Origin of the sequence: Roseovarius sp. TE539 (assembly GCF_003298505.1) — a bacterium.
In the GTDB taxonomy this organism is placed as follows: domain Bacteria; phylum Pseudomonadota; class Alphaproteobacteria; order Rhodobacterales; family Rhodobacteraceae; genus Roseovarius.
Genome location: NZ_QNGB01000006.1, coordinates 24,746 through 49,612, shown reverse-complemented (window position 1 = coordinate 49,612; position 24,867 = coordinate 24,746). Strand labels below are relative to the sequence as shown.

Sequence of the window (24,867 nt, the reverse complement as noted above, 5' to 3'; positions counted from 1 at the left end):
GAAGCGACGGGTGGGTGACTCCGACATGGCGCAGCGCACGCTAGTTGCCCGCCCGGAGAACCGCCGAGACGGGGGCGAGCGCGACAGAGGCGGCGCGATCCTGCAAGCCCCAGAGCAGCAGCGCCGAGACGGTATCGGCGCGCAACCGGCCCAGCATGACGATCCCGTCCTCTTCCTGCCGGGCCTTGAAGGCAGCCTGATCGAGAAACCGACGGATCACCGTGGCGTCCTGACCCTTGCTGTCGAAATCACGGAACACGGTCGCCGCGGGCACCCCTTCGCGCTCGGCCAGTTTGCGCGTTGTATCCAGCCCCTCGGGCAGCAGCACCAGCCCATGGCCGGTATCCAGAAGGATCGGCGCGAGTTGCCCGGCGGCTTCACGGGTGGATTGCAGGCCGCTATCCGTCCCCTCCATTACCGCCACTGCGCCCGGCACGGCATCCAGAACCGTCTGCATTGCAACCTCGGCATCGGCGGCCGCGGCGCCTTCGGGAAGGTTGGCCATGACCAACACCTCGAAACCCGCCTCACGGTAGCGTTGTGCCGCGGCTGTCGCACCGCCCCATGAGGCGTCGACTGCGAAGCTGAGCGGATACGGGAAGCTTTCCAATGCCTCGAACCCGATCGGGCTGTCGCCGTTGTCGATGAGAATGATCGACATCAGCGGCTTGCCTTCCGGATTCTCGAAAGGGGCGGCGTTGACCTCGATCGCGGGACGCCGTGAAGAATCGTCACGCGCGGCGTCGGCATCCTCGGCGGGATCTTCGCCCACTGTGGGCAACCTGTCGGTCACGACATCCGTCGCCCCTTCTTCATCGCCGGAGGGTTCCGCCTGCGTCCCTGCGCCCGCGGCGTCCGACTCGTCCGGCGCGGTCGCAGCGGGGGCCGGAGGGTCGGCCACATCTTGATCGGGCGCATCTTCACCCGTGCCCGCCGCGTCCTCTTCCGGGTCACGGGGCGGATCGGGTTCGGTTTCGCCGAATGCGCTGACCTCGGGGGTCACCTCGGGCGCGGCCGGCTGGGCCGGGTCGGTCGAAATGTCCGGGGCGGTCTCGTCCTCGGGTATCGACGGTTCCTCTGCCTGCGGGCTTGGCAGGACGGGCGTGTCCGAGCCGGGATCGAGCCCGGAATCCGCCGCCCCGGCGCCCGGCGCCGAAAGCCCGTCCGTATCCTCGCTGGTCACCGGCCGCTCTGCCGGGTCCGTATCCGCGCCCTCCAACGAGCTGAGGTCGTCCGGCGCGGGGGCGTCAACCTTGGGCATCTGCCCCGGCTCGACACCGTCTTCGGCGCGGGGGAGATCGGCCTCGCGGTCCTCGCGGGCGCGGTCGAACTCGGACCCGGCGGGCACTCCGAGCGCCACCGCCTCGGGCTGACCGGAGCCCGGAATATCGGTCATCAGGGATGCCGCGCCCAGCACGAGGCCCGACACGACAACCCCGGTGAGCATGCCTGAAAAAACTCCGCTAGCCACTCATTTCGCTCCCTGAACTGCCTTCGCCCCATACATGCGCCCCTTGACGGTGCCGCGCAAGCCTGAGCAAGTATATCGCGACCATCCCCCGGGCCTCCAGCCCGCATTGCACCACATTCCACAAGGAACCGGCAAGATGCTGCTTCTGATCGACAACTATGACAGTTTCACCTACAACCTCGTGCATTACGTGGGTGAGCTGGGCGCGGATGTCACGGTAAGGCGCAACGATGCGCTGGATGTGCAAACAGCGATGGCGATGAAACCGGCCGGCATCCTGCTGTCGCCCGGCCCCTGCACCCCGAACGAGGCGGGAATATGCCTCGCCCTGACCGAGGCGGCGGCGGAAACCGGCATCCCGCTGCTGGGTGTTTGCCTTGGCCATCAGGCGATTGGACAAGCCTTTGGCGGCAAGGTCGAGCGGCATACCGAAATCGTCCACGGCAAGATGGGCCGCATCCGGCATGCCGGTGAAAGCGTCTTTGCCGGCCTGCCTTCGCCGTTCGAGGCGACACGATATCATTCGCTGGTGGTGGCGCGCGACGGGTTTCCCGATTGCCTCAGGATAACGGCGGAACTGCAGGACGGCACGATCATGGGAATTTGTCACCGCGAGAAACCCATCCACGGTGTGCAGTTTCACCCCGAATCGATCGCGTCGCAGCACGGCCATGCGCTGCTGCGGAATTTTCTCGATTTGATGAAGGTTCCGGCATGAGCGACAGCCTGAAGCCCCTGATCGGAACCGCCGCCGAAAGGCCCCTCACACGGGCCGAGGCCGAAGCGGCCTTCGAGGCACTTTTCGAGGGTGAGGCCACCCCGGCGCAGATGGGCGGCTTCCTGATGGCGCTCAGGACGCGGGGCGAAACGGTGGACGAATATGCTGCTGCCGCCGCGGTGATGCGCGCCAAGTGCAACCGCGTTACCGCCCCGGCCGGCGCGATGGACATCGTCGGGACCGGAGGCGACGGCAAGGGCACGCTGAACATCTCGACCGCGGCGGCCTTCGTGGTGGCCGGCGCAGGTGTGCCGGTTGCCAAACACGGCAACCGCAACCTCAGTTCCAGATCAGGCGCCGCGGACGCTCTGACGCAGATGGGCATCAACGTCATGGTCGGCGCCAAGCTGGTCGAACGGGCGCTGCGCGAGGCGGGAATCGCCTTCATGATGGCGCCGATGCATCACCCGGCCATGGCCCATGTAGGGCCGGTGCGCACCGAGCTGGGAACACGTACCATCTTCAACATTCTCGGCCCGCTCACCAATCCGGCTGGGGTAAAGCGTCAGCTCACCGGCGTTTTCACCCGCGACCTGATCCGGCCCATGGCCGAGACGCTGGCCCGGCTGGGAAGCGAACGCGCCTGGCTGGTGCATGGCGGCGACGGCACCGACGAATTGTCGATTGCCGGACCAAGCTGGATCGTGGCGCTGGAAGAGGACGGCAGCCTGCGCGAGGCAGAACTGCACCCCGAAGATTTCGGCTTGCCCGTGCACCCTTTCGACGCCATCCTCGGCGGCAGCCCGGAAGAGAACGGCCGCGCCTTCCGGGCACTTCTGGACGGGGTCCCGGGGGCCTATCGGGACGCGGTCCTGATGAACGCCGCTGCCGCCCTGGTCATCGCGGGTCGCGCCGACAATCTGGCGTCCGGTGTCGAACAGGCAGCTGAAAGCATTGACAGCGGCCAGGCGAAAGAGCGCGTCGCGGCGCTGGCCCGTATCACTTCGGAGGAGACATGAGCACACCCTCGATCCTCGAAAACATCAAGGCCTACAAACTGGACGAGATCGCCGCCGCGAAGGCCGAGACGCCTTTGGCGCAGATCGAGGAACGTGCGCAGGCGGCCGGGCCGGTGCGTCCTTTCGCGGAGTCGCTGCTCCATGCGTCCAAGCAAGGTTACGGGCTGATCGCGGAAATCAAGAAGGCCAGCCCGTCGAAGGGGCTCATCCGCGAGGATTTCGATCCCGAGGCGCTGGCGCTGGCCTATGCGCAAGGTGGCGCGACCTGCCTGTCGGTGCTGACCGACAGGCCCAGCTTCCAGGGGGCACCGGAATTCCTGATCCGGGCGCGGGACGCCTGCAGTCTGCCGGTTCTGCGCAAGGATTTCATGTATGATCCCTACCAGGTGGCCGAAGCCCGTGCCTGGGGGGCCGATTGCATTCTGATCATCATGGCCAGCGTCGATGACGCGCAGGCCGCCGAACTCGAAACGGCGGCAGGCGAATGGGGGATGGACGCGCTTGTCGAAGTGCATGACCGATCGGAACTGGACCGCGCACAGGCTCTCGGATCGAAGCTGATCGGGATCAACAACCGCGACCTGAACACCTTCGAGACAAGCCTGGACACGACGCGGACCCTGTCCAAGTTCGTGCCCCCGGACCGGATCGTCGTGTGCGAGAGCGGCCTTGAAACGCGCGAGGATCTGGCCGACATCGCCATGTACGGGACGCGCGTGTTCCTGGTCGGGGAAACCCTGATGCGGGCCGATGACGTGGCACAGGCGACACGCGACCTCCTGGCGTCACCACTGACCGCGCCCGGAGGCATGTGAACGTGGCCGACCTGACCCACTTCGACGCCAAGGGCGATGCCCACATGGTCGATGTCTCCGACAAGGCGGTGACAGCGCGTGTGGCTGTCGCGGCGGGCCACGTGAAAATGGCGCGCGAAACCTACGACATCATATCGCAAGGCCGGGCAAGCAAGGGCGATGTCCTTCCCGTGGCGCGGCTCGCGGGCATCATGGGCGCCAAGAAAACACCCGAGCTGATCCCCCTGTGCCATCCGCTTCCAGTGACCAGGGTGGCGGTCGAACTGACGCTGGACGAGACCCTTCCCGGCGTACGCATCGAGGGCACGGTCAAGACCACCGGACAAACGGGCGTGGAGATGGAGGCGCTGACAGCTGTCTCGACCGCGGCACTGACGGTTTATGACATGGTCAAGGCAGTTGACCGCGCGATGGAGATCGGCGGCATCCGGGTGCTCCTCAAGGATGGCGGAAAGTCCGGCCTTTACGAGGCCTCATGATAAGCGTCGATCAGGCCCTGGAGCATCTTTTTTCGCTGGTGGCGCCCTTGGGGGCCGAAGCGGTGCCATTGGCGCAGGCGGCCGGCAGAGTGTTGGCACGGGACGCGGTGGCGCGGCGCGATCAGCCGCCCTTCGCGGCCTCGGCCATGGACGGCTACGCGGTGTCAGGGGCCTGTGCCGACCCCGGTGCGCGCCTGCACGTGATCGGCGAAGCGGCGGCCGGGCACGGATTCGGGGGCCGGGTCGGCGCCGGAGAGACGGTGCGCATCTTCACCGGCGCGCCGCTGCCCGCGGGTGCCGACCGCGTGATCATCCAGGAGGACGTCACGCGCGCCGGCGACATGATCACGCTGGGGACTGAACTGGACGGCGGCACGCATGTCCGCGCGGCCGGCGGGGATTTCCGGGTTGGTGACCGGATCGAGGCGCCACGGATGCTGGGCCCGTCCGATCTCGCGCTTCTGGCGGCAATGAACATCCCCGAGGTGCCGGTCACGCGGCGGCCCGAAGTTGCGCTGATGTCCACCGGTGACGAACTGGTGATGCCCGGTGAGGAACCGGGACCGGACCAGATCATCGCGTCCAACACGTTCGGTCTGAAGGCCATGCTCGAGGGGATCGGCGCACGGGCGCGCATTCTTCCGATCGCGCGCGATACGCGCGCCTCCCTGACGGCGGGATTCGACCTGGCCGCGGGCGCCGACCTCGTGGTGACGATAGGGGGCGCTTCGGTGGGAGATCATGACCTTGTCGGCGAGGTTGCCGAGGAAATGGGGATGCATCGGGCCTTCTACAAGATCGCGATGCGCCCCGGCAAGCCGCTGATGGCGGGACGGATGGGCGATGCGGCAATGGTTGGACTGCCGGGCAACCCGGTTTCCGCGATGGTGTGCGGGCATGTGTTCCTGGCACCGATGATCCGCGCGATGCAGGGGTTGGGCGCCGAACGCTCTTCGCGCCTGACGGCGCGCCTCGCCTGCGACATGCCCGCCGGCGGACCGCGCGAGCATTACATGCGGGCGACGCAAGAGAATGGGGCGATCACCCCCGCGCAACGCCAGGACAGCGCTTTGCTGTCGATTCTGGCGGACGCCAACGCGCTTCTGATACGCCCGGCCTCGGACCGGCCCCGCAAGGCCGGGGAGATCATGGAGTACATCGCGCTGTGAGCGGTCGCGCGTCGGCGGGACAATCCCTATTCGGCGCGTCAGCTTCTCAGACCTCAGCAGTTATCCACAGGAACGGTTGACACAAAAAGGGAACATGGATAGAACAAAAGGATACCCAATCGGGGAGGAGTGAGAGATGCTGACCCGGAAGCAAATGGATCTGCTGGATTTCATCAACAGGCGTGTGCAGCGTGACGGTGTGCCGCCCAGTTTCGACGAAATGAAGGAGGCGCTGGACCTGCGCTCGAAGTCCGGGATTCACCGGCTGATCACCGCGCTTGAGGAGCGCGGGTTCATCCGCCGCCTGGCGCATCGCGCGCGGGCGTTGGAGATCGTGAAACTTCCCGAAAGCCTGGGCGGCAGCGCACCGGGCGGTTTCACCCCGAAAGTGATCGAGGGGAACAAGCCCGAACCGGGTCGCCCGGCGAACGCCCAGCCTGTCGAGACCGCGCATGCGCTGGAACTGCCCCTCATGGGACGCATCGCCGCCGGTGTGCCGATCGAGGCGATTGCGCATGCCTCTCACAACATCGCGGTGCCGGGCGCCATGGTCGCCGGACCGGGCGAGCATTACGCGCTTGAGGTCAAGGGCGACTCGATGATCGACGCAGGCATCAACGACGGTGACGTGGTGGTCATCCGCGAGACCAGTACCGCCGAGAATGGAGATATCGTTGTCGCGCTGGTGGAAGAGCAGGAAGCGACACTGAAACGGTTTTTCCGCCGCGGCAGCACCATCGCCCTGGAGGCCGCCAACCCCGTTTACGAGACCCGTGTCCTGCCCGATGACAAGGTACGGGTGCAAGGGCGGCTCGTGGGTCTGATCCGCACTTACTGAGATGTCCGCGCGGCTGGCGTGTTCCAGAGCCGCGCACCTGTAACCTCGCGGGCGGTGATCGCGCGCAGGCGGCCTTCGGGCCCCTTGTGAAGGGCCAGGGCACCGGTCTTGCGCAAGAGGCCGGGATGCAGCACCCTGCACTTCAGGTCCGGGGGCAACTCACCCTCTGGCGGGACGGTATTCATCACCACCCAGGCGGCGCCGTCGCACCCGGTAAAATCGCGCGCAGCCCGCTTGCCGCGCAGCGCCCTCACCTTGACACCGCTTGTTGACACCGCCGGCCAAAGGGCCGCCGCGTCCTCCTGAACAGCGGGATCGCCGTCGTTCTCCAGCCAGTTGGCGGCAACGAACCCCGCGCCGCGCGGTTTGCTGAGGGCGCGGCCCTCCGCCGTCATCACCCCGACAAGCGCCCCGCTATCGGCGATCAGGATCTCGGGCCTTTCGGTGCCCGACCAGAGCCATATCGCCACCGCCGCCGGGACCAGGCCGGCCAATCGCGCCCGGCCCTGCCAGAGGACAAGCATCAGCGCGCCGGCGGCCAGCAGCGGAAGCACCGGCGACTCCGGGCTGGGCACCGTTCCGCGTGCGCCGTCCAGCCCCGAGACCCAATCCGCCACCCCCAGGATCCAGCGCAACCCGAGACCCATCACCCAGAGGGGCAAGGCGTGCAGGCCAAGCGGCAGCAACGCCGCCGCCGTCAGTACGGCGGGCATCACCAGAACCCCCATCAGCGGCACGCTCAGCAGGTTGGCCACAAGCCCGAAATGGGCGATCTGGTTGAAATGCGCCGCGGCGACCGGTGCCGTGGCAGCGCCTGCCACGAATGAGGAGATCACCACCGCCACTGGCGGCCGCAACCAGCCGGGTCCAAGCGGGACGCGCCGGTCGCGCAGCCAACCGAATACCGCAACCAGCCCCGTGGTGGCCGCAAACGACATCTGGAACCCGGGACCAAGCAGCGCCTCGGGCCGCAGGATCAGGACGATGATCGCGGCCACGGCCACCGCGCGCAGGCTGAAGGCGCGGCGGTCCAGCAGCACGGCCCCCAGAACCACCGCCACCATGACGAAAGCGCGTTCTGTCGCCACGTTGCCCCCGGACAGGGCAAGGTACCCGGCCGCGACCACAAGCGCGCCCAGGGCCGCGATCTTCTTGCCCGCCACCCGCAGGCCGACAGGCGGAATCGCGGCCAGCAGGATACGCAGCGCGGCGAAGACAACCCCGGCCAGAAGGCCCATATGCAGCCCGGAAATGGCCAGAAGATGGGCAAGATTGGAGATCCGAAGTGCCTCCAGTGTCTGCTGTGCGATGCCTGACCTGTCTCCGGTCATGATCGCGGCGGCGAAGGCGCCTGCCTCTCCTGGCAATGCGACCTGAACGCGCGCCGATATCGCCCTGCGTGCGGTGAAAACCGGTTGTTTGCCATCCGGCGGTTCTAGGCTGAGCAGGGGACTCCTTGTATACCCCACCGCCCCCAGGCCCTTGAACCAGGCGTGGCGCTGGAAATCGAAGCCACCAGGCTCCACCGGTCCGCCCGGCGGCGAGAGATGGGCGGTGGTCATCACCGTCATGCTTGGCAACGGGGTGATGAATCCCTGCTGGCCATGCAGGGAGATGCGCACATGTTGCGGCGTGCGTTCCGGAGACACGTTGCGCAGCACCACATTGTCGAGGGTCAGGCGCAGCGCGTCCGACCCGGAGCGATCCATTTCCACGATCCGCCCTTCCACCGGGCCGTAATAGCGCCACTCCAGAACCGGCGCGGCCACGTTATTGGCCCGGCCAGCTGCGAGATTGACGCCCGCAGCCACGAGCGCCGCAGCAATGAAAAGCGGCGAGAGCGCCTCGGACACGCGCCGTGAAAACACCCAGAGGACCAGCGCAGTGGCGGCCAGCAGCGCGTAAGTGCCTGCGGCGGGTTCAGCGGGAAGTGAGAAATATATGCCCACCCCGGCCGCGAGAAAAACCGGAACCCAGGGAAAGAGATGCCCGCGTTGCGCCGCAATCACGGCCGTCGCGTAATGCCACAGCGCCACGTCTTGTTTCCCCTCCGGCGGGCCGATAGACAGGCCGCGATGCTACGTCCGTCAAGGTTACCGAAAGGTTAAACACCGTATGCCCCAAGAGGTCGTGACCCGATTTGCCCCCTCGCCCACCGGTTTCCTGCATATCGGCGGCGCGCGGACGGCGCTTTTCAACTGGCTTTATGCGCGCGGCCGCGGCGGGCGCTTCCTGCTGAGGATCGAGGATACGGATCGTGCCCGGTCCACCCCGGAAGCGACCAAGGCGATCCTGGACGGGCTGGCGTGGCTCGGCCTCGATCACGACGGCGAGGCGGTGAGCCAGGCCGCACGTGCGGAACACCACCGCGAGGTGGCCCTGCAGATGCTGGAAACCGGACAAGCCTACAAGTGTTATGCCAGTTCGCAGGACATTCAGGAATTTCGTGAAAAGGCCCGTGCCGAGGGGCGGTCAACGCTTTTTGAAAGCCCCTGGCGCGATGCCGATCCGGCGCGCCACCCGCCCGGTGCCTCTTATGCGATCCGCCTGCGTGCACCGCGCGAGGGATCAACCCTCATTCATGACGAGGTCCAGGGCAGCGTGACGTTTCGCAACGATCAGCTGGATGACATGGTATTGTTACGCAGCGATGGCACACCCGTTTACATGCTTGCCGTGGCCGTGGACGATCATGACATGGGCGTGACCCATGTGATCCGTGGAGATGACCACCTCAACAACGCCGCGCGGCAATCGCTGATCTACACCGCCATGGGGTGGCCATTGCCCGTATATGCGCATATCCCGCTCATTCACGGGCCCGACGGCAAGAAGCTGAGCAAGCGGCACGGTGCCCTGGGAGTTTCCGAATACCAACGCATGGGGTACCCGGCAGCGGGCATGCGCAATTACCTGGCCCGACTGGGCTGGAGCCATGGCGACACGGAATTCTTCACGGACACCGACGCACAGGCCTGGTTCGATCTGCCCAGTATCGGCAAGTCGCCGGCGCGCTTGGACTTCAAGAAGCTGGACAACCTGTGCGGTCAGCATATTGCTGCAAGCGAGGATGCTGCACTGCTGCAAGAACTGGACGAATTCCTGGCAATTACGGACCACGCACCGATCGAAGGCGTTAAACGGGATCGAATGCTGGCGGGGATGTACTGCCTGAAGGAACGCGCCAAGACATTCTTGGAACTTATTGAAAAAGCAAGATTCATCCTTACAGACAGACCTGTTGAACCTGATGAGAAAGCCGCCGCGACGCTGGATGATGTATCCCGTGGTATACTGAATGAATTGACGCCGCGCCTGCAAAATGCTAACTGGACCCGCGAAACACTGGAAGCGGAGGCGACCGGATTGGCCGAGGCGCACGGAGTGAAGTTCGGCAAACTCGCGGGGCCGATGAGAGCCGCGTTGGCTGGTCGCACCGCCACTCCCAGCGTATTTGACATGATGCTGGTGCTCGGCCGTGACGAGAGCATTGCCCGGCTGAACGACGCTGCGGCCGAAGCCGGGACTTGACCTGCGGCACGGCAAACAGAAACAATCCGCCCAACGCCAAACGTGCCGGGGCCAGTGAAGGAGGATACGCATGTCCGAATCCAAGAAATCCGCAACGCTTGCGATAAACGGAGACAGTTTCGAGCTTCCGGTCTATTCGGGGACCGCCGGTCCGGACGTCATCGACATCCGCAAACTGTATGCTCAGGCCGGGGTTTTCACCTACGATCCCGGGTTCACCTCCACGGCGAGCTGTGACAGCACGATCACATTCATCGACGGTGACAAGGGGGAATTGCTGCATCGCGGATACCCCATAGATCAGCTGGCCGAGAAATCCCATTTCCTCGAGGTTTGCTACGTCCTGCTTTACGGTGAACTGCCTTCCGCCGCGCAGCTCGAGGATTTCGAGAACCGCGTGACCCGCCACACGATGCTGCACGAGCAGATGATGTACCTTTTCCGGGGGTTCCGTCGGGACGCGCACCCGATGGCGATCATGGTGGGAGTGGTCGGCGCGCTTTCGGCTTTTTATCATGACAGCACGGACATCTCGGATCCGTGGCAGCGCGAGGTCGCGTCGGTTCGGATGATCGCCAAACTGCCGACCATTGCCGCGATGGCCTACAAGTATTCCATCGGCCAGCCCTTCGTCTATCCGCGCAACGATATCGACTACGCCTCGAACTTCCTGCGCATGTGTTTCGCGGTGCCGGCCGAGGATTACGAGGTCAACCCGATCCTCAGCCGCGCGATGGATCGTATCTTCACGCTCCATGCCGATCATGAGCAGAACGCCTCGACGTCGACCGTGCGGTTGGCCTCCTCCTCGGGGGCGAACCCGTTTGCCTGCATCGCCGCCGGCATCGCCTGCCTGTGGGGTCCGGCGCATGGTGGCGCCAACCAGGCCTGCCTCGAAATGCTGCGCGAGATCGGCACCCCCGATCGCATCCCGGAATTCATCGCACGGGCCAAGGACAAGGACGATCCGTTCCGCCTGATGGGGTTCGGCCACCGTGTCTACAAGAATTTCGATCCCCGCGCCAAGGTGATGAAACAATCCGCCGACGAGGTCCTGGATCTGCTCGGTGTCGAGGACAACCCGACGCTGCAGGTCGCTAAGGATCTGGAAGCGGCGGCGCTTGCGGACGACTATTTCACCGACAAGAAGCTGTTTCCGAATGTGGATTTCTATTCGGGAATCATCCTTGAGGCGATGGGTTTCCCGACCTCGATGTTCACACCTATATTTGCGGTGAGCCGAACTGTCGGTTGGATTTCCCAATGGAAAGAGATGATCGCCGATCCGCAACTCAAGATCGGCCGCCCGCGCCAATTGTATCACGGCGAGACGTTGCGCGACTACGTGGATATCGAAAAGCGCTGAGCCGAGCGAGCCGGCCCGGCAAGAACGGACCACGCCGCATCGGGTTCCGGTGCGGCGTTCAACGCCCTTCGAACCGCGCCGCGCGCTTTTCCAGGAACGCGACCACGCCCTCCTTGAAATCCCGTGTCTGGCCACAGGCCCCCTGGAAACGGGCCTCGAGATCAAGCTGAGCATCAAGGCCGTTTTCCCAACTGCCGCGAATGGCCTGGCGCGCCATGAGATAGGTCTGTGTAGGGCCCGCTGCCAGTTGCGCCGCGCGGTTCTGCCAATGTGCCTCGAACGTGTCGTCGGGCACCGCCTCCCAGATCATGCCCCAGTCGCTGGCTTGCCGGGCGCTGATTGGTTCGGCGAACAGGGCAGCCCCCATTGCCTTTGCCGCCCCCATCTGGCGCGGCAACCAATAAGTACCGCCGGCATCCGGGATGAGGCCGATCCGCGCGAAGGCCTGCACGAAATACGCGGAATGCGCCGCGATTACCACATCCGCCGCCAGCGCAAGGTTGGCCCCTGCCCCTGCCGCCGCCCCGTTCACGGCGCTGATCACCGGCACCGCGCAATCCGAAATGGCGTGCAGCATGGGCACGTATTCCTCACGCAGCACCCTTTCCAGATCCATGTTCGCAGCCGTGGCGCCGTCGCTGAGGTCCTGCCCGGAACAAAAAGCCTTGCCGTTGCCCGTGATCACCAGCACCCGCGCGTTTTGCCCGGCGTATCCGGCCGCGTCGGTGATCTCGGCCCGCATCTGTGTGTTGAGCGCATTCATGACGTCAGGCCGGTCAAGCCGCAAGGTGGCGATATCGTCACGGATATCCACCGTGATTGTCTGGTAGTCCTTCATGATGTCAGTTCCTTCTAGCCCCCGCAGGGCATGGACCAAGGCGCATTCCGGAGCGCCGGGCGGCGTCAACGGGGATCACTTGTCGAGGATCTGCCCGAGGCGGGCCTTCTCGGCGGTACTCAGCCCCTCTTCGTCTCCGGTGCCGGCGGCGGTCCGGCGGCGCAGATAGAATGCCGCGATCCCGCCACCAAGAACAAGCATAAGGGGCCCTGCCCCCCAGAGAATCCAGTTGGCGCCGTGCCGGGTGGGTGTCATCAGCACGTATTCGCCGTACCGGGCGACGAAAAAGTCACGCACCTCGGCGTCGGTTGCGCCTTCAGTCAGGAGTTCCCGCACTTTCACCCGCGCGTCAGAGGCCCATTCGGCATTGGAGGAAGCGATCGATTCAGATCGGCACTTGACGCAACGCAGATCGTCATCCAACTCCTGTGCACGCGCTTCCAGAACCGGATCATCCAGCATCTCGCCGGGTTCCACCGCTCCGACGGGGAGGACAAGACCCAGCAGAAACGTGCCGGCCACGAGCAGGCGGATACAACACAGCATACGCGTCATCCCGGTCATTCCGCGGGCACCGGCGGTACGGCTTCCGACTTGCGCGCGCCGGCCGCGACCCTGTAACGCCGGTCACTGAGGCTGAAAAAACCACCAAGCGCCATGAGGATCGACCCGCCCCAGATCCAGTTCGCAAGCGGCTTGTAATAGCTGCGCATCGCCCAGCCTCCGTTTTCCTGCGGATCCCCGATCACGACATAGATGTCGCGCAGGAATCCATTGTCGATCGCCGCCTCGGTCGTGGGCATCTGCGCCACCGGATAAACCCGTTTTTCAGGGGTCAGGTCAGCGATCCGGGTGCCATCCTTTGAAACCGTCACATCCGCCATGGTGGAGATGTAATTCGGGCCCTGCACGCGCTCCACCCCTTCGAGGGTCAGGGTGTAGCCGGAAAATGCGAAACTTTCACCTTCCTGGACCACGCGGATGTCCTCGGCTTCCCATGCCATCAGACCGGCGATGCCCGCCATGGTCACGCCAAGCCCGCCATGCGCAACCGCCTTGCCCCAATCGGCGCGTGGCAAACGACCAAGGCGGCGCAGACGACCTGCGATCGGTCCCCGGCCGGTCCGGGTCCAGATGTCAACCGCCGCGCCCGACACCAGCCATGCCCCGAGGGCAAGCCCGACCGGTCCAAGCGCGCTGCGCCCTGTCTGCATCGCCCAGGTCAGAACGCCTACGGCCAACGCCAGCACCATCGCGCCCCGCAATGTGCGCAGCACCCTGCCCGGCTTGCCGCGCTTCCACGGCATCATCGCGCCGAACGGCAGCAAAAGCCCAAGCACGACCATGAAAGGCGTGAACGCCATGTTGAAGAACGGCGGACCGACCGAGATCTTGCGCTCGCCCGACGTGGCAAGTTCGATCACCAGCGGCCAGATTGTTCCGACGAATACGATGAAGGCCGAGACGGCCAGCAACACGTTATTGGCCACCAGCATGGTTTCACGGCTGTTGATAGCAAAGACGCCACGGGCCTGCATCATCCCGGCCCGGGCGGCAAAAAGCGTGAGGCCGCCCAGCATGAAGACCGCGAGTATGCCGAGAAGGAACACACCGCGCTCGGGATCGTTGGCAAAGGCATGCACGGAAGTCAGGACGCCCGATCGGGTGATGAAGGCACCGACCATGGAAAAGCCGAAGGCGATTATGGCCAGAAGCACGGTCCAGCTTTTCAGGCTTTCTCTTTTTTCGACCACGATGGCCGAATGCAGCAAGGCCGCAGCGATGAGCCAGGGCATGAAAGATGCGTTCTCAACCGGATCCCAGAACCAGAACCCGCCCCAGCCAAGCTCGTAATAGGCCCACCAGCTGCCAAGGCCGATGCCGATCGTCAGGAAGACCCAGGCGGCAAGGGTGTAAGGCCGCACCCAACGGCCCCAGGCCGCATCGACACGTCCTTCGATCAACGCCGCGACGGCAAAGCTGAAGGTCATAGAAAGGCCCACGTAACCGAGGTAGAGAAACGGAGGGTGAAACGCGAGCCCCGGATCCTGCAGCAACGGGTTGAGATCCTGCCCGTCGAAGGGGGGCACCGCCAGCCTCTCGAACGGGTTCGAGGTGAATATGATGAAGGCGAAAAAGGCCACGCCAACCATCGCCTGCACACTCAGGACACGCGCCCGCAGGCCGGGCGGAAGATTGCCGCCGAACCATGCCGCCATCGCACCGAAAAGCGTCACGATCAGCACCCACAACAACATCGAGCCCTCATGGTTACCCCATGTGCCGGTGATCTTGTAGAGCATCGGCTTGGCGGTATGACTGTTGAGGGTGACCAGCCGCAACGAGAAATCCGACGTGACGAAGGCCCACATCAGCGCGCCGAATGCAAACGCCGTCAGCAGGAACTGTGCCGTGGCGGCCGGATCAGCCGCTGCCATCCAGCCCGGCCATCGTTTCTGTGCCCCCACAAGCGGAACCACCGCCTGGAAACAGGCGACCAGAAAGGCGAGGATCAGCGCGAAGTGCCCGAGTTCTGTAATCATGCCCCGAGTATAGAGCGTGAACGCACATGCGCCAACGAAGAAACCGGCCCTGAGAGGATCACATTGTCGCGGGGCGGCCCCGTCTGCGCCAATCTTCCAGCGCCGGATTCGCGTCCTGCGCGATGACCGACAACGTCAGATCCGCGTCGCGCCCGGTTTGCGCGGCGCCGGGGCTGTCATGGCGAAGCGCGTGCAGGTTGCGGATGTTCTCGGCCACCTGCGGGGCATGGGCCATCGTTGCGGCAATCGAACGTTGGAATTCCTGCCCCTTCACCTGGTGCCTGGCCCCGAAATAGAAGCTGACGACCGCGCCCAGAAGCCACCAGAGTGGCTCGGGCACCAGCGCCAGCCCCTGCATCCGGGCGGCAAACCAGACCGGATCGGTCATCGCCGCACCGAACATTGCCAGCACCCCGAAGGCCATCGCCGGGCGTGGCAGGCGGTTGAGGGCGTCGACCAGGCGGTCAAAGCGCCCGCGGCGCGGCGCAAACTCGGCCGCGAACTGCGCCAGAGCGGCCCGCCGGTGCCCGGCATCGCGGGCGGACTCCTGCTCGGCATTGACGCGGAAGACTTCGGCCGTCTCGGCAATCATGTTGCGGCCGCCACCGAAAAGCAGCCCGAAGAGTCGTTCAATCAGTCCCATTGCGCCACCCTGTCCCGAAACTCGTCTTCGCCAAGATGCCAGCGCGGCGCGATGAACTCCTCCGCGCGGCGGATCCATCCGCCCTTGCCGCCGGCACGGGTGCGCGCGAACTTGCGCAAGGCGGGCCGCGCATCGGCAAGGCGCAGGTAATAATTGCGCCGCGCGATACCGTAGGCATCGGCAATGTGACCGGGCGCCGCACGCGCCGCCGATCGCGCCGTTCGCGCGGTTACCGGTCCGATCACCCCGTCGACCGCAACCTCCTGATCCATCCGGCGCAGGAGCCGCTGCAGGATCTTGACCGCATTGGACCCGGCATTGACATACATGTCGAAGACGCTCGCCTGAAGCACACCCGGCAGCAACTCGATACCCGGCCGGCGAAAGTAATGTTCTATGAACAACGTTTCGGCCCGTCCGGGGGTCATGCGGCCAAGATCATCCGTGTCGACATCCCCGTCCCCGTCCAGATCAAGGCGCAGCCGCCGCAGTGTATGGATGGTGACGCCATGCTTCGTGGCGCCACCGGGATCGTCGGGATCGTCCACGAACCCGCCCTCACGCGCCACGATTTCCCTTGCGATTTCGGTGACATCCTTCATCGGCTACATCCTGCGCTACCACTTGCGCAGAAGGCTGGAGAGGATGGATTAACGACGTCCTTAGCTGCCGCCCGGTTCCTTGTAGACACCCTGTTTCTTGAGGCTGTCCACAACTTCCTTGGGCATGTAATCCTCGTCATGCTTGGCAAGGATTTCGGTCGCACGGAACACGCCGTCTTCAAGGGTGCCGGTGCCGACCATGCCCTGATTCTCCTCGAAAAGATCCGGCAGGACACCCCGATAGGTGACCGGCACCGTGGCGCCGCCATCGGTCACGCTGAAGCGGATCGTTTCCCCCTCTCCGCGTTTCAGGCTTCCCGTCGCGACCAGGCCGCCGATGCGAAAAACCTCTGTCGGCGCGGGCGGTTCGGCGATCACCTGGCTGGGGGATCGGAAGAAATTGATCCCGTCACGCATCGCATATCCGATCATGGCGGTGGCCGCGATCAAGGCCACGACTGTCACCAGTATCACCTGAACGCGGCGCTTTTTCTTGAGGGATTTCATCGCTTCGTCTCTTGCGGATCAGGGAAAGACCGGCGCCATCATCAGGCCAGTCGTCTCGTCCATACCTAACATCAGATTGGCATTCTGCAAGGCCTGCCCGCTTGACCCCTTGGTCAGGTTGTCAAGCGCCGCGATCACGATGGCCCGGCCGGCGATACGATCCTCGACAACACCGATATGGCAGAAATTGCTGCCGCGAACGTGCCGGGTGCTGGGATACTGCCCGAAGGGCAACACCTCGAGGAAGGGTTCGTCTTCGTAGGCTTGAACAAGGGTTTCGTGCACCGATCCCGCGTTGCCGCGGACATAGACAGTGGCAAGGATACCGCGATTCGCAGGGATCAGATGCGGCGTGAACTGCACTTTCACCTCGCGTCCGGCCAGTGCGGTGAATTCCTGGTCGAACTCCGCAAGATGGCGGTGCGTACCGCCGGCGCCATAGGCATGTGTCCCTTCCGAAAGTTCGGCATGCAGCAGGTTCTCCCTGAGGCTGCGCCCGGCCCCGCTGACCCCGGTCTTGAGATCGATGATGATTTCGTCAAGGTCGATTGCACCGGCGTCGACGAGCGGGCGCAGCGCATACTGCCCGGTCGCCGCGTTGCACCCGGTTCCGGCAACCAGACCCGCGCCCCGGATCTCGTCGCGGTAGAACTCGGTCAGACCGTAAATCGCCTTCTTCTGCAATTCCGGCGCGGCGTGCGGAGTGTCGTACCATTTTTCATAGACAGCCGGATCGCGAAGGCGAAAATCGGCACTGAGGTCAACCACCTTCAGACCCTTGGGCAAATTGCGGATCACCTCCTGACTGGTCTTGTGGGGCAACGCGCAGAAGCACAGGTCTATATCACCAAAGTCGATTTCCGCTATGGTCAGCATGCGCGGCAGGGCAAGGTGCCGCAAATGCGGGAACACCTCTTCCATTTCCACGCCGGCACGGGAATTGGCCCCGAGCGCGGCAATGCGCATTTCCGGATGCGTTGCGATCAGGCGGACAAGCTCGGCCCCCGTGTAGCCGGAGGCACCGAGTATCGCGATCTTGTGAGTCATGTGGTGACCTTTGCCGTGGCTTCGGACCAAGGGTTTAGGCAAAACACGGACCCACTGCAATGCGGGCGCAACGCGGGATTGCCGCTCAGGCCTCGTGAAACTCGATCTTGCGACGCATGAACTGGGTCGCACGGTCCGAGACCGTCTTCGGATCACCCGTGGTCAGGCACATCGGGATTTGCCCCGGGCCGGCCATTTCGGGATGCCGTCCCAGGTAATCGGCAAGGCTTTCTGCAACAATCTCTGCCTGGCTGTAAACCTGCACGTCCGGGCCAAGCGCGGCCTTGAACGCATCTTCCATCAGCGGGTAATGCGTACAGCCAAGAATTGCGGCTTGCGGTTTCGGCATTTTCCGCTTGAGGGCATCCACATGGCTGCGAACCAGCGCTTCGGCAAGGATCATGTCGCCCTCCTCGATCGCGTCCACGACCCCGCCACAGGCCTGCGCCTCCACGTCCACACCGATGGCGCGGAAAGCCAGTTCGCGCTGGAAGGCGCGACTTGATACGGTCGCCGGCGTGGCAAAAAGCGCGACATGCTTCACCGCCACCTCGCGCGGCGGCGAGTTGTCACCCCACTGCCGTTCCGTGAGCGCCTCGATCAGGGGCACGAAGACGCCCAGCACCCGCTTGCCCTCGGGCAGGCCGGACTCCTGCATGCGCCTGAGTGCCGCGGCACTGGCGGTGTTGCAGGCCAGCACCACCAGGTCGCATCCGGCCTTCCACAGCCGCTCGACCCCTGCCCTGGTCAGATCGTGGACATCATCCGCCTCGCGCACGCCGTAGGGCGCATGGGCATTGTCGCCCAGGTAGACGAAAACCTGATCCGGCAGGCGCTTCTGCACGGCGTCCAGCACCGTCAGGCCACCCAGCCCGCTGTCGAAGATACCTACCGCCATATCGTTTCGCGCCCCGGCGCGCCCCTACTCGAATTCGTGGCCGATCCGCCCGGGATCAATTGGCCGCGGGGAAAGCTCATACGTCTTGTGGCGCAGGAAATCCATCAGCAATTTGGAGTCCTTGGCGCGCGCCTCCAGAGCGGCCCGCCCTATGGGCTCCCCCACCACCACGCGCACCGAGGTGTCCACACGCTTGCCGAACTCCTTGATCATCAAACCCATGCGAAGTGTATAATGCAGGTGGCTGGCAATCTGGAACAGGCGGCTGGTGTGACCGTCAAAGAAGATCGGCACCACTGTCGCGTTGGATTTCGCCACCATCCGCGCCGTAAAGCCGCGCCAACCCGGATCGAGGGGCTGTGCGAAAGGTTTCGTCGCGGTGGACACGGTGCCGCCCGGAAAGATCCCGATAGCGCCGTCGTCGCCAAGATACTCCAGCGCCGTTTTGCGGGTCTGCAGATTCAGCTTCACCGCTTCCTTGTCGTCGTCAAAGCTTATCGGGAGGATGATGCGGTTAAGATCCTCGGCCTTGCGGAACACCTGATGCGCGAGAATCCGGAAATCGCCGCGCGTCTGGCTGAGGATGTGGCCCATCATCAGCCCGTCGAGGATTCCGTAGGGATGGTTCGCAATCAATATCAGCGGGCCGTCCCGCGGGATGTTGGCCAGGCTGCCGCCCACCACGTCGAGGGTCAGGCCGTAGCGTTCGACCATGACTTGCCAGAAGCTGCGCCCGCTGGCCACTTCCTGCTCGTAGCCGCGGGCGCGCTTTATCAGGCGGATGCGCCCGGTGAGGTTTTCCATGGTCCGGATCATCGCCCGCCCGCTGCGGGTCTCGGCCGAATAGGAATAGCTGATGTCGCGGGCGATGTGCCGTTCGTGGCGCATTCTGGTCGTCCTTCGAGCGAGTCGCTGGTTCTTTAAGTGTGTGCGACGCTTCTGACCAGAGTGAGTGAAACTTTTGTGACGTCATTGCGCCGCGCGCGTCACCTCCTCGCCACCGGCGCGGATTGTAGCCAACAATTCCTCGCGCCGCTTGGCCGCGTGGGCCTCATTTTCGGCCTTGACCGGACCGAAGCCGCGTATTTGCAGCGGCAGCTCAGCCAGCGCCACGATGGCGTCGTGCGTCAACGCGTCATGCAGCGGCAGGATTTCTTTCATGTCCGCCTCGAACTGACGGATCAGCTTGCGTTCCATGCGCCGTTCAGAACTGAACCCGAAGATGTCAAGCGGTGTGCCCCGCAGCACCTTCAAACGCGCCAGAACCCGCAGCGGACGTTCCAGCCATGGCCCGAATTCGCGCTTTCTGGGGCGTCCGTCGGGCCCCTTGCCGGTCAGGACCGGCGGGGCAAGGTGAAAGGTCATCCTGAAATCGCCATCGAACTCTTCTCGTGCCTTCTCGCGGGTTTTCAGCAGCAGGCGCGCCACCTCGTATTCGTCCTTGTAGGACAGAAGCTTGTGATACCCCTTGGCGACGGCCTCCTTGAGCTCCGAATCCTCGATCGCCTCAACCATCCCGCGATAACGACGGGCCAACCCCTTGCCTTGATAAGCCTTCAGGTGATCGGCACGGTGGGCGATTTTCTGGTCCAGCGATCCGGGCTTTTCCACGACCGAGGGTTCCAGCAGCTTATCCGCCTCGGCGGAATGCAGCACCGCCCACCGGCCGATGGCAAAGGCGCGCTTGTTGCGTTCGACCGCCGCGCCATTCATCGAAATGGCGCCTTCGATTGCCTCGAGGTTCAGCGGAATCAATCCGCGCTGCCATGCCGCGCCGAATACGATCATGTTGGAAAAGATGGAGTCCCCCATCGTCACGCGGGCCAGTTCCGAAGCATCGAACAACTGCACATCGTCCTTCAACCGGGCCGTCAATGACAGTTCCAGCCGCTCCGTCGGCAGACGGAATTCGGTATCGCGGGTGAAATCGCCGGTCATCGTCTCGTGGTTGTTGACCACGGCGCCGGTGCGGCCCCGGCGCGTCAGCCCGAGGGTCTTGGCCCCCGCCGACACCACGAGATCCCCGCCGATCAGCGCGTCGGCCTCGCCGATCGCCACGCGGATGGCGCTGATGTCCTCGGGGGCCTCGGCGATGCGGCAGTGGATATGTACCGCGCCGCCCTTCTGCGCCAGACCCGCCATTTCCATCATCCCGGCGCCCTTGCCGTCAAGCTGTGCCGCCTGGGCCATGACCGCGCCGATGGTCACCACCCCGGTGCCGCCAACCCCGGTGATCACCACGTTATGGGTGCCGCGGATCGCGGGCAGGTCAGGCTCGGGAAGGTCGGGCAATTCCAGATCCGTCGTTTCCTCCTTGCGAAGCTCGGCGCCTTCCAGCGTCACGAAGGACGGGCAAAACCCCTTGAGGCAGGAAAAATCCTTGTTGCATGCGGACTGGTCGATGGCGCGTTTGCGGCCCAGCTCGGTTTCCCTTGGCACGATCGCCACGCAGTTGGACTGAACCCCGCAATCGCCGCAGCCCTCGCACACCTCGGGATTGATGAAGACCCGTCTGTCAGGATCCGGGAAATTGCCGCGCTTGCGGCGGCGGCGTTTCTCGGCCGCGCAGGTCTGCACATAAATAATGGCGGAAACGCCCTTGATATCCTTGAATTTATCCTGAACTTTCGGCAATTCCTCGCGGGGATGCCAACCCACGTCCTGAGGGAAATCCCGGCGCGCGGGTTCTTCTTTCTCGTCAAAGACCACGGCAATGTGCTCAACCCCCATCGCCCGAAGTTCATGCGCGATCCTGTCGGGGCCGAGGCCGCCTTCGTTTGTCTGCCCGCCGGTCATTGCCACCGCGTCGTTGTAGAGGATCTTGTAGGTGATGTTGGTTCCGGCGGCCAACGCGGCGCGGATGGCAAGGATCCCGGAATGATTGTAGGTGCCGTCACCGATGTTCTGAAAAACATGATCGCGGGTGGAGAACGGCGCCTCCCCGATCCAGTTGGCACCCTCCGCCCCCATGTGTGTGTACCCGCTTGTCTCGCGGTCCATCCACATGGCCATGATATGGCACCCGATCCCGGCATAAGCGCGGCTGCCATCGGGCAGGTTGGTCGACGTATTGTGCGGACAACCCGCGCAGAAATAGGGCAGCCGGGTCGCGATCTCCTCGGCATTGTCGGATTTGCGTGCCTCTGCAATATGCGAAAGCGCGGCCTTGACGCTTTCGGTGCCACGCCCCTCCTCGGTCAGGATGGTGCCGATCTTCTCGGCGATCATCACGGGGTCCAGCGCCATGCGGGTCGGAAACAGCTCCTCGCTGTGCATGGAGCCCGCGCCCCCCTTGTACCAGCCATAGACCCGCCGCCCGCGCCGGTCATCGAAAATCGCCTCCTTGATCTGGATTTCGATCAGCTTGCGCTTCTCCTCGACGACGACAATCAGTTCCAGGCCCTCGGCCCAGTCGTGAAAGCCCTTCATGTCCATCGGGAAGGTCTGGCCAACCTTGTATGTGGTCAGGCCAAGCCGCTCCGCCTCGGTCGCGTCGATGCCCAGCATGTCCAGCGCATGCTCAAGGTCCAGCCAGTTCTTGCCGGCCGCCACGAACCCGATCTTCGCGCCCGGCTTTCCCCAGATGCGATTGTCGATCTTGTTCGCATGTGCAAAGGCTTCGGCGGCAAACCTCTTGTGGTCGATCATCCGTGCTTCCTGCGGAATCCAGTGATCTCCCAGACGGATGTTGAGACCGCCCTCGGGCATGTCGAACTCCGGGGTGATGAACTGCATCCGGTCCGGGCGGCCGTCCACCACACTCGTGACTTCCACCGTGTCCTTCATCGTCTTGAGCCCGCACCAGACACCGGCGAAGCGGCTCAGGGCCCAACCGTAGAGCCCGTAATCAAGAATCTCCTGAACGCCGGCCGGGCTGAGCACCGGCATGTAGGTATCCACCAGAGCCCAGTCCGACTGATGACAGGTTGTCGAGGATTCGCCGGTATGGTCATCACCCATCGCCATCAGGACACCGCCATTGCGCGATGTCCCGGCCATATTGGCATGCCGCATCACGTCGCCCGAGCGGTCGACACCCGGCCCCTTGCCGTACCAGAGGCCAAAAACACCGTCGTAGCGGCCTTCGCCGCGAAGTTCTGCCTGCTGGCTGCCCCACAGGGCCGTTGCCGCCAGATCCTCGTTCAGCCCCGGCTGAAAGGTGATATCCGAGTCTTCAAGCCATTTCGCGGCCCGCGTCATCTGCAAGTCCACCGCGCCGAGCGGAGAGCCACGGTAGCCGGTGACGTAACCGGCTGTCTTCAAGCCCCTCGCGCGGTCGCGTGCGGCCTGCATCAGCGTCAACCGGACAAGCGCCTGCGTTCCATTCAGCAGGACCGGCGATTTTTCCAGATCGAAGCGATCGGTCAACGATATTGTCGGAGTGGTCATGGAAGCCCTCCCAAGAAGACATATATGCAAGTAGGTGACACAATAATAGGTCACATGTTGTGACCTATAAAGGGAAATTTTATCCGGCGGAGTGGCTTCGACGTGCCAGCACAGCGTTTTTTTGCTATTGCTCTCCGGGTGACGGATTTAGCGGAAAGTTTCAGGGATGGATTGGGACAAACTCAGAATATTTCATGCCGTCGCGGATGCCGGGAGCCTTACCCATGCAGGTGATCTGTTGCATTTGTCGCAATCGGCTGTCTCCCGGCAGGTGCGGGCACTGGAGGAATCACTCAATGCCACCCTCTTTCACCGCCATGCGCGCGGTCTGATTCTCACTGAACAAGGGGAATTGCTGTTTGACGCGACACGCGCGATGATGAAGCGCCTCGACGCTGCCACCGCACGCATCCGCGACAGCGAGGAAGAGGTTTTCGGCGAACTTCGCGTGACCACCACGATCGGGTTCGGCACTCTCTGGCTGGCACCGCGCCTGCCGCAACTTTACCAGAAATATCCTGACCTCAAGATCGACCTGATGTTGGAAGAGCGGGTTCTCGACCTGCCCATGCGCGAAGCGGACGTGGCGATCCGGATGAAGGAGCCCAGCCAGGCCGACCTGATCCGCAAACGCCTGATGAGCGTTCACATGTGCCTTTACGCCACGCCCGCCTATCTGGCCGCCCATGGCACGCCGCAAGGTACCGCGGACCTGCACCGTCATCGCCTGATCTGCCAGAACCCGCGGTCGGCGCAGGTCGGCGCCGGGGCAACCCTGGTGAGCGAACTGATGACCCACGACATCCCCTCCCTGTTGACGGTCAACAACTACTTCGGGGTGCTTCAGGGGGTCCTGCACAATCTCGGAATCGGTGTCCTGCCCGACTACCTGACCCGTGACTTCCCGGATCTGATCCGGGTTCTTCCTGAAGTTGAGTCGGTCGAAGTGCCGGTCTTCCTTGCCTATCCGGAGGAGCTGAGACACTCGAAACGGGTTTCGGCGTTCCGGGACTTCGTCCAGGAAGAGATCATGGCGTATCGCAAAAGGCTTAAGGAACAGGCGCTTGGCTGAATTCTGATGCAGATATGCATCATTTGCATACCGGCAATGCTGCAAGTGCAGCGAATTTCCCTTGATCGTTCATGAATGTGCTAATATTTCACCATTCGACGGTGACGCGCACAGCGCTCATCTTCATACCTCCCTGTTGGACTATGGCCGAGCTTAGTGCTCGGCCTTTTTTTTCGGCAGGTCCTTTTTGGGAAGGTCATCTTGCGCACAGACGTGCGCGGTGGACTCGCACGCTTTCGATATCGTTCATGCCGGGCGTGAACAGGATTCTCGGAAATCAGGCGCGTTACGCGTCATTCGGCCGCTTCGGAGGGAGGGGGACCGTCACCATCCTCATCATTTCCGGCGCTCTCGCCACCGCCGCCCGATTCGTCCGCCTTGCCCGACGCGGCTGCGCCCTTGCCGCCCTTCTGCTTGGCACGGGGTTTGCGGGGCCGCTTCGGCGCGTCGGATTTGGGGGCGTCCGATTTGGGGGCATCGGATTTGCTTTCCGGCGTTTCGACCAGATGTTCGCCCTCTTCCGCACTGCTGTCCATGACCTCGGGTTGCGGTGATTGGCCGGGGTCGTCCGTACCGTTTGATTCCCGCTCCTGACGCTTGGCGCGTTCGCGGTCACGCTCTGCCTGGCGTTCGCGGTTCTCGCGCTCCTGCTGCTCCCGCTTCGCCTCCTGTTCCTTCTGGGCCGCGCCAAGAAGCCTCAGGTAATGCTCCGCGTGCTGCTGGAAATTCTCGGTCGCGACACGGTCGTTACCAAGCTGCGCGTCCCGCGCCAATTGATTGTACTTCTCTATGATCTGCTGCGGCGTGCCGCGAACCTTGCCCTCCGGGCCTGAACTGTCGAAAACCCTGTTTACGACATTCCCGACAGACCGGTTGCGGTTCGACTTGTTACGCGAACGTGACTTCGATGGTCTCATGTTCT

General features: G+C 63.9%; 22 protein-coding genes. 9 read left to right on the top strand and 13 right to left on the bottom strand.

Features of this window, described 5'->3' with window-relative positions; translation table 11 throughout:
• Nucleotides 1–40: 40 nt before the first annotated feature.
• The gene (locus DQW77_RS05850) at nucleotides 41–1,471 is read right to left on the bottom strand and encodes a divergent polysaccharide deacteylase family protein (RefSeq protein ID WP_258523713.1); all 1,431 of its coding nucleotides are present in this window, start codon (nucleotides 1,469–1,471) and stop codon (nucleotides 41–43) included.
• 136 nt (nucleotides 1,472–1,607) lie between these two features.
• Between DQW77_RS05850 and DQW77_RS05845 the strand changes: the two genes are divergently transcribed.
• The 6 genes from DQW77_RS05845 (at nucleotide 1,608) to lexA (ending at nucleotide 6,509) form a co-directional block, all read left to right on the top strand.
• Complete coding sequence (locus tag DQW77_RS05845; RefSeq protein ID WP_113257265.1) at nucleotides 1,608–2,189, top strand: aminodeoxychorismate/anthranilate synthase component II; 582 nt, start codon at nucleotides 1,608–1,610, stop codon at nucleotides 2,187–2,189.
• Nucleotides 2,186–3,208, top strand: a complete 1,023-nt coding sequence (gene trpD / locus DQW77_RS05840) for an anthranilate phosphoribosyltransferase (RefSeq protein ID WP_113257264.1) — start codon at nucleotides 2,186–2,188, stop codon at nucleotides 3,206–3,208. Before DQW77_RS05845 ends, trpD begins: the two co-directional genes overlap by 4 nt.
• The gene (gene trpC, locus DQW77_RS05835; protein WP_113257263.1) at nucleotides 3,205–4,023 is read left to right on the top strand and encodes an indole-3-glycerol phosphate synthase TrpC; all 819 of its coding nucleotides are present in this window, start codon (nucleotides 3,205–3,207) and stop codon (nucleotides 4,021–4,023) included. The genes trpD and trpC overlap by 4 nt, the downstream gene beginning before the upstream one ends.
• Nucleotides 4,024–4,025: 2 nt before the next feature.
• Nucleotides 4,026–4,502, top strand: a complete 477-nt coding sequence (moaC, locus tag DQW77_RS05830) for a cyclic pyranopterin monophosphate synthase MoaC (protein WP_113257262.1) — start codon at nucleotides 4,026–4,028, stop codon at nucleotides 4,500–4,502.
• Nucleotides 4,499–5,671, top strand: coding sequence for a gephyrin-like molybdotransferase Glp (gene glp / locus DQW77_RS05825; protein ID WP_113257261.1), 1,173 nt, complete (start codon nucleotides 4,499–4,501; stop codon nucleotides 5,669–5,671). Before moaC ends, glp begins: the two co-directional genes overlap by 4 nt.
• A gap of 136 nt (nucleotides 5,672–5,807) precedes the next feature.
• Nucleotides 5,808–6,509, top strand: a complete 702-nt coding sequence (gene lexA, locus DQW77_RS05820) for a transcriptional repressor LexA (RefSeq protein ID WP_113257260.1) — start codon at nucleotides 5,808–5,810, stop codon at nucleotides 6,507–6,509.
• On the opposite strand, the gene DQW77_RS05815 is transcribed toward lexA, so the two are convergent.
• Nucleotides 6,503–8,545 carry a ComEC/Rec2 family competence protein gene (locus DQW77_RS05815; protein WP_113257259.1) on the bottom strand — a complete coding sequence of 681 codons (2,043 nt, stop codon included), beginning with the start codon at nucleotides 8,543–8,545 and terminating at the stop codon, nucleotides 6,503–6,505. The two genes, lexA and DQW77_RS05815, sit on opposite strands and share 7 nt — an antisense overlap.
• A gap of 79 nt (nucleotides 8,546–8,624) precedes the next feature.
• Here DQW77_RS05815 and gltX point away from each other — a divergent pair, with 79 nt between their 5' ends.
• Entirely contained in the window at nucleotides 8,625–10,040 is a 1,416-nt protein-coding gene (gene gltX / locus DQW77_RS05810) for a glutamate--tRNA ligase (protein WP_113257258.1), read from the top strand.
• A gap of 70 nt (nucleotides 10,041–10,110) precedes the next feature.
• The gene (gltA, locus tag DQW77_RS05805; protein ID WP_113257257.1) at nucleotides 10,111–11,406 is read left to right on the top strand and encodes a citrate synthase; all 1,296 of its coding nucleotides are present in this window, start codon (nucleotides 10,111–10,113) and stop codon (nucleotides 11,404–11,406) included.
• Nucleotides 11,407–11,464: 58 nt separating this feature from the next.
• Here the strand turns inward: gltA and DQW77_RS05800 are convergent, their stop codons facing one another.
• From DQW77_RS05800 to DQW77_RS05755, 10 genes are all read right to left on the bottom strand, one after another.
• Nucleotides 11,465–12,244, bottom strand: a complete 780-nt coding sequence (locus DQW77_RS05800) for an enoyl-CoA hydratase-related protein (protein WP_113257256.1) — start codon at nucleotides 12,242–12,244, stop codon at nucleotides 11,465–11,467.
• 75 nt (nucleotides 12,245–12,319) lie between these two features.
• The gene (locus tag DQW77_RS05795; protein ID WP_113257255.1) at nucleotides 12,320–12,799 is read right to left on the bottom strand and encodes a cytochrome c-type biogenesis protein; all 480 of its coding nucleotides are present in this window, start codon (nucleotides 12,797–12,799) and stop codon (nucleotides 12,320–12,322) included.
• Between the two features lie 5 nt (nucleotides 12,800–12,804).
• The gene (locus DQW77_RS05790) at nucleotides 12,805–14,787 is read right to left on the bottom strand and encodes a heme lyase CcmF/NrfE family subunit (protein ID WP_113257254.1); all 1,983 of its coding nucleotides are present in this window, start codon (nucleotides 14,785–14,787) and stop codon (nucleotides 12,805–12,807) included.
• A 58-nt stretch (nucleotides 14,788–14,845) separates the two neighbouring features.
• The gene (locus DQW77_RS05785) at nucleotides 14,846–15,430 is read right to left on the bottom strand and encodes a holin family protein (RefSeq protein ID WP_113257253.1); all 585 of its coding nucleotides are present in this window, start codon (nucleotides 15,428–15,430) and stop codon (nucleotides 14,846–14,848) included.
• Nucleotides 15,421–16,032: a holin-associated N-acetylmuramidase gene (locus DQW77_RS05780; protein WP_113257252.1), complete on the bottom strand. Its 612-nt coding sequence runs from the start codon at nucleotides 16,030–16,032 to the stop codon at nucleotides 15,421–15,423. Before DQW77_RS05780 ends, DQW77_RS05785 begins: the two co-directional genes overlap by 10 nt.
• A 60-nt stretch (nucleotides 16,033–16,092) precedes the next feature.
• A complete protein-coding gene (gene ccmE, locus DQW77_RS05775; RefSeq protein WP_113257251.1) occupies nucleotides 16,093–16,539 on the bottom strand; it encodes a cytochrome c maturation protein CcmE in 447 nt (148 codons plus the stop codon).
• Nucleotides 16,540–16,557: 18 nt separating this feature from the next.
• On the bottom strand, nucleotides 16,558–17,586 hold the full coding sequence (gene argC, locus DQW77_RS05770) for an N-acetyl-gamma-glutamyl-phosphate reductase (RefSeq protein WP_113257250.1): 1,029 nt from the start codon (nucleotides 17,584–17,586) through the stop codon (nucleotides 16,558–16,560).
• Between the two features lie 85 nt (nucleotides 17,587–17,671).
• The gene (locus tag DQW77_RS05765) at nucleotides 17,672–18,484 is read right to left on the bottom strand and encodes a glutamate racemase (protein ID WP_113257249.1); all 813 of its coding nucleotides are present in this window, start codon (nucleotides 18,482–18,484) and stop codon (nucleotides 17,672–17,674) included.
• A gap of 24 nt (nucleotides 18,485–18,508) precedes the next feature.
• Nucleotides 18,509–19,372 carry a lysophospholipid acyltransferase family protein gene (locus tag DQW77_RS05760; RefSeq protein WP_113257248.1) on the bottom strand — a complete coding sequence of 288 codons (864 nt, stop codon included), beginning with the start codon at nucleotides 19,370–19,372 and terminating at the stop codon, nucleotides 18,509–18,511.
• Nucleotides 19,373–19,453: 81 nt separating this feature from the next.
• Nucleotides 19,454–22,873, bottom strand: a complete 3,420-nt coding sequence (locus tag DQW77_RS05755; RefSeq protein ID WP_113257247.1) for an indolepyruvate ferredoxin oxidoreductase family protein — start codon at nucleotides 22,871–22,873, stop codon at nucleotides 19,454–19,456.
• A 166-nt stretch (nucleotides 22,874–23,039) separates the two neighbouring features.
• Between DQW77_RS05755 and DQW77_RS05750 the strand changes: the two genes are divergently transcribed.
• Complete coding sequence (locus tag DQW77_RS05750; RefSeq protein ID WP_113257246.1) at nucleotides 23,040–23,945, top strand: LysR family transcriptional regulator; 906 nt, start codon at nucleotides 23,040–23,042, stop codon at nucleotides 23,943–23,945.
• Nucleotides 23,946–24,238: 293 nt separating this feature from the next.
• On the opposite strand, the gene DQW77_RS05745 is transcribed toward DQW77_RS05750, so the two are convergent.
• Complete coding sequence (locus DQW77_RS05745; RefSeq protein ID WP_113257245.1) at nucleotides 24,239–24,862, bottom strand: DUF4167 domain-containing protein; 624 nt, start codon at nucleotides 24,860–24,862, stop codon at nucleotides 24,239–24,241.
• Nucleotides 24,863–24,867: the final 5 nt, after the last annotated feature.

Coding starts and splice junctions, on each gene's coding strand:
- DQW77_RS05755 (WP_113257247.1), bottom strand. CDS start 22,873: ATGACCACTCCGACAATATCGTTGACCGATCGCTTCGATCTGGAAAAA.
- DQW77_RS05760 (WP_113257248.1), bottom strand. CDS start 19,372: ATGCGCCACGAACGGCACATCGCCCGCGACATCAGCTATTCCTATTCG.
- trpD (WP_113257264.1), top strand. CDS start 2,186: ATGAGCGACAGCCTGAAGCCCCTGATCGGAACCGCCGCCGAAAGGCCC.
- trpC (WP_113257263.1), top strand. CDS start 3,205: ATGAGCACACCCTCGATCCTCGAAAACATCAAGGCCTACAAACTGGAC.
- DQW77_RS05845 (WP_113257265.1), top strand. CDS start 1,608: ATGCTGCTTCTGATCGACAACTATGACAGTTTCACCTACAACCTCGTG.
- DQW77_RS05765 (WP_113257249.1), bottom strand. CDS start 18,484: ATGGCGGTAGGTATCTTCGACAGCGGGCTGGGTGGCCTGACGGTGCTG.
- gltA (WP_113257257.1), top strand. CDS start 10,111: ATGTCCGAATCCAAGAAATCCGCAACGCTTGCGATAAACGGAGACAGT.
- DQW77_RS05785 (WP_113257253.1), bottom strand. CDS start 15,430: ATGGGACTGATTGAACGACTCTTCGGGCTGCTTTTCGGTGGCGGCCGC.
- gltX (WP_113257258.1), top strand. CDS start 8,625: ATGCCCCAAGAGGTCGTGACCCGATTTGCCCCCTCGCCCACCGGTTTC.
- ccmE (WP_113257251.1), bottom strand. CDS start 16,539: ATGAAATCCCTCAAGAAAAAGCGCCGCGTTCAGGTGATACTGGTGACA.
- DQW77_RS05745 (WP_113257245.1), bottom strand. CDS start 24,862: ATGAGACCATCGAAGTCACGTTCGCGTAACAAGTCGAACCGCAACCGG.
- DQW77_RS05800 (WP_113257256.1), bottom strand. CDS start 12,244: ATGAAGGACTACCAGACAATCACGGTGGATATCCGTGACGATATCGCC.
- glp (WP_113257261.1), top strand. CDS start 4,499: ATGATAAGCGTCGATCAGGCCCTGGAGCATCTTTTTTCGCTGGTGGCG.
- DQW77_RS05795 (WP_113257255.1), bottom strand. CDS start 12,799: ATGACGCGTATGCTGTGTTGTATCCGCCTGCTCGTGGCCGGCACGTTT.
- lexA (WP_113257260.1), top strand. CDS start 5,808: ATGCTGACCCGGAAGCAAATGGATCTGCTGGATTTCATCAACAGGCGT.
- argC (WP_113257250.1), bottom strand. CDS start 17,586: ATGACTCACAAGATCGCGATACTCGGTGCCTCCGGCTACACGGGGGCC.
- DQW77_RS05750 (WP_113257246.1), top strand. CDS start 23,040: ATGGATTGGGACAAACTCAGAATATTTCATGCCGTCGCGGATGCCGGG.
- DQW77_RS05780 (WP_113257252.1), bottom strand. CDS start 16,032: ATGAAGGATGTCACCGAAATCGCAAGGGAAATCGTGGCGCGTGAGGGC.
- DQW77_RS05790 (WP_113257254.1), bottom strand. CDS start 14,787: ATGATTACAGAACTCGGGCACTTCGCGCTGATCCTCGCCTTTCTGGTC.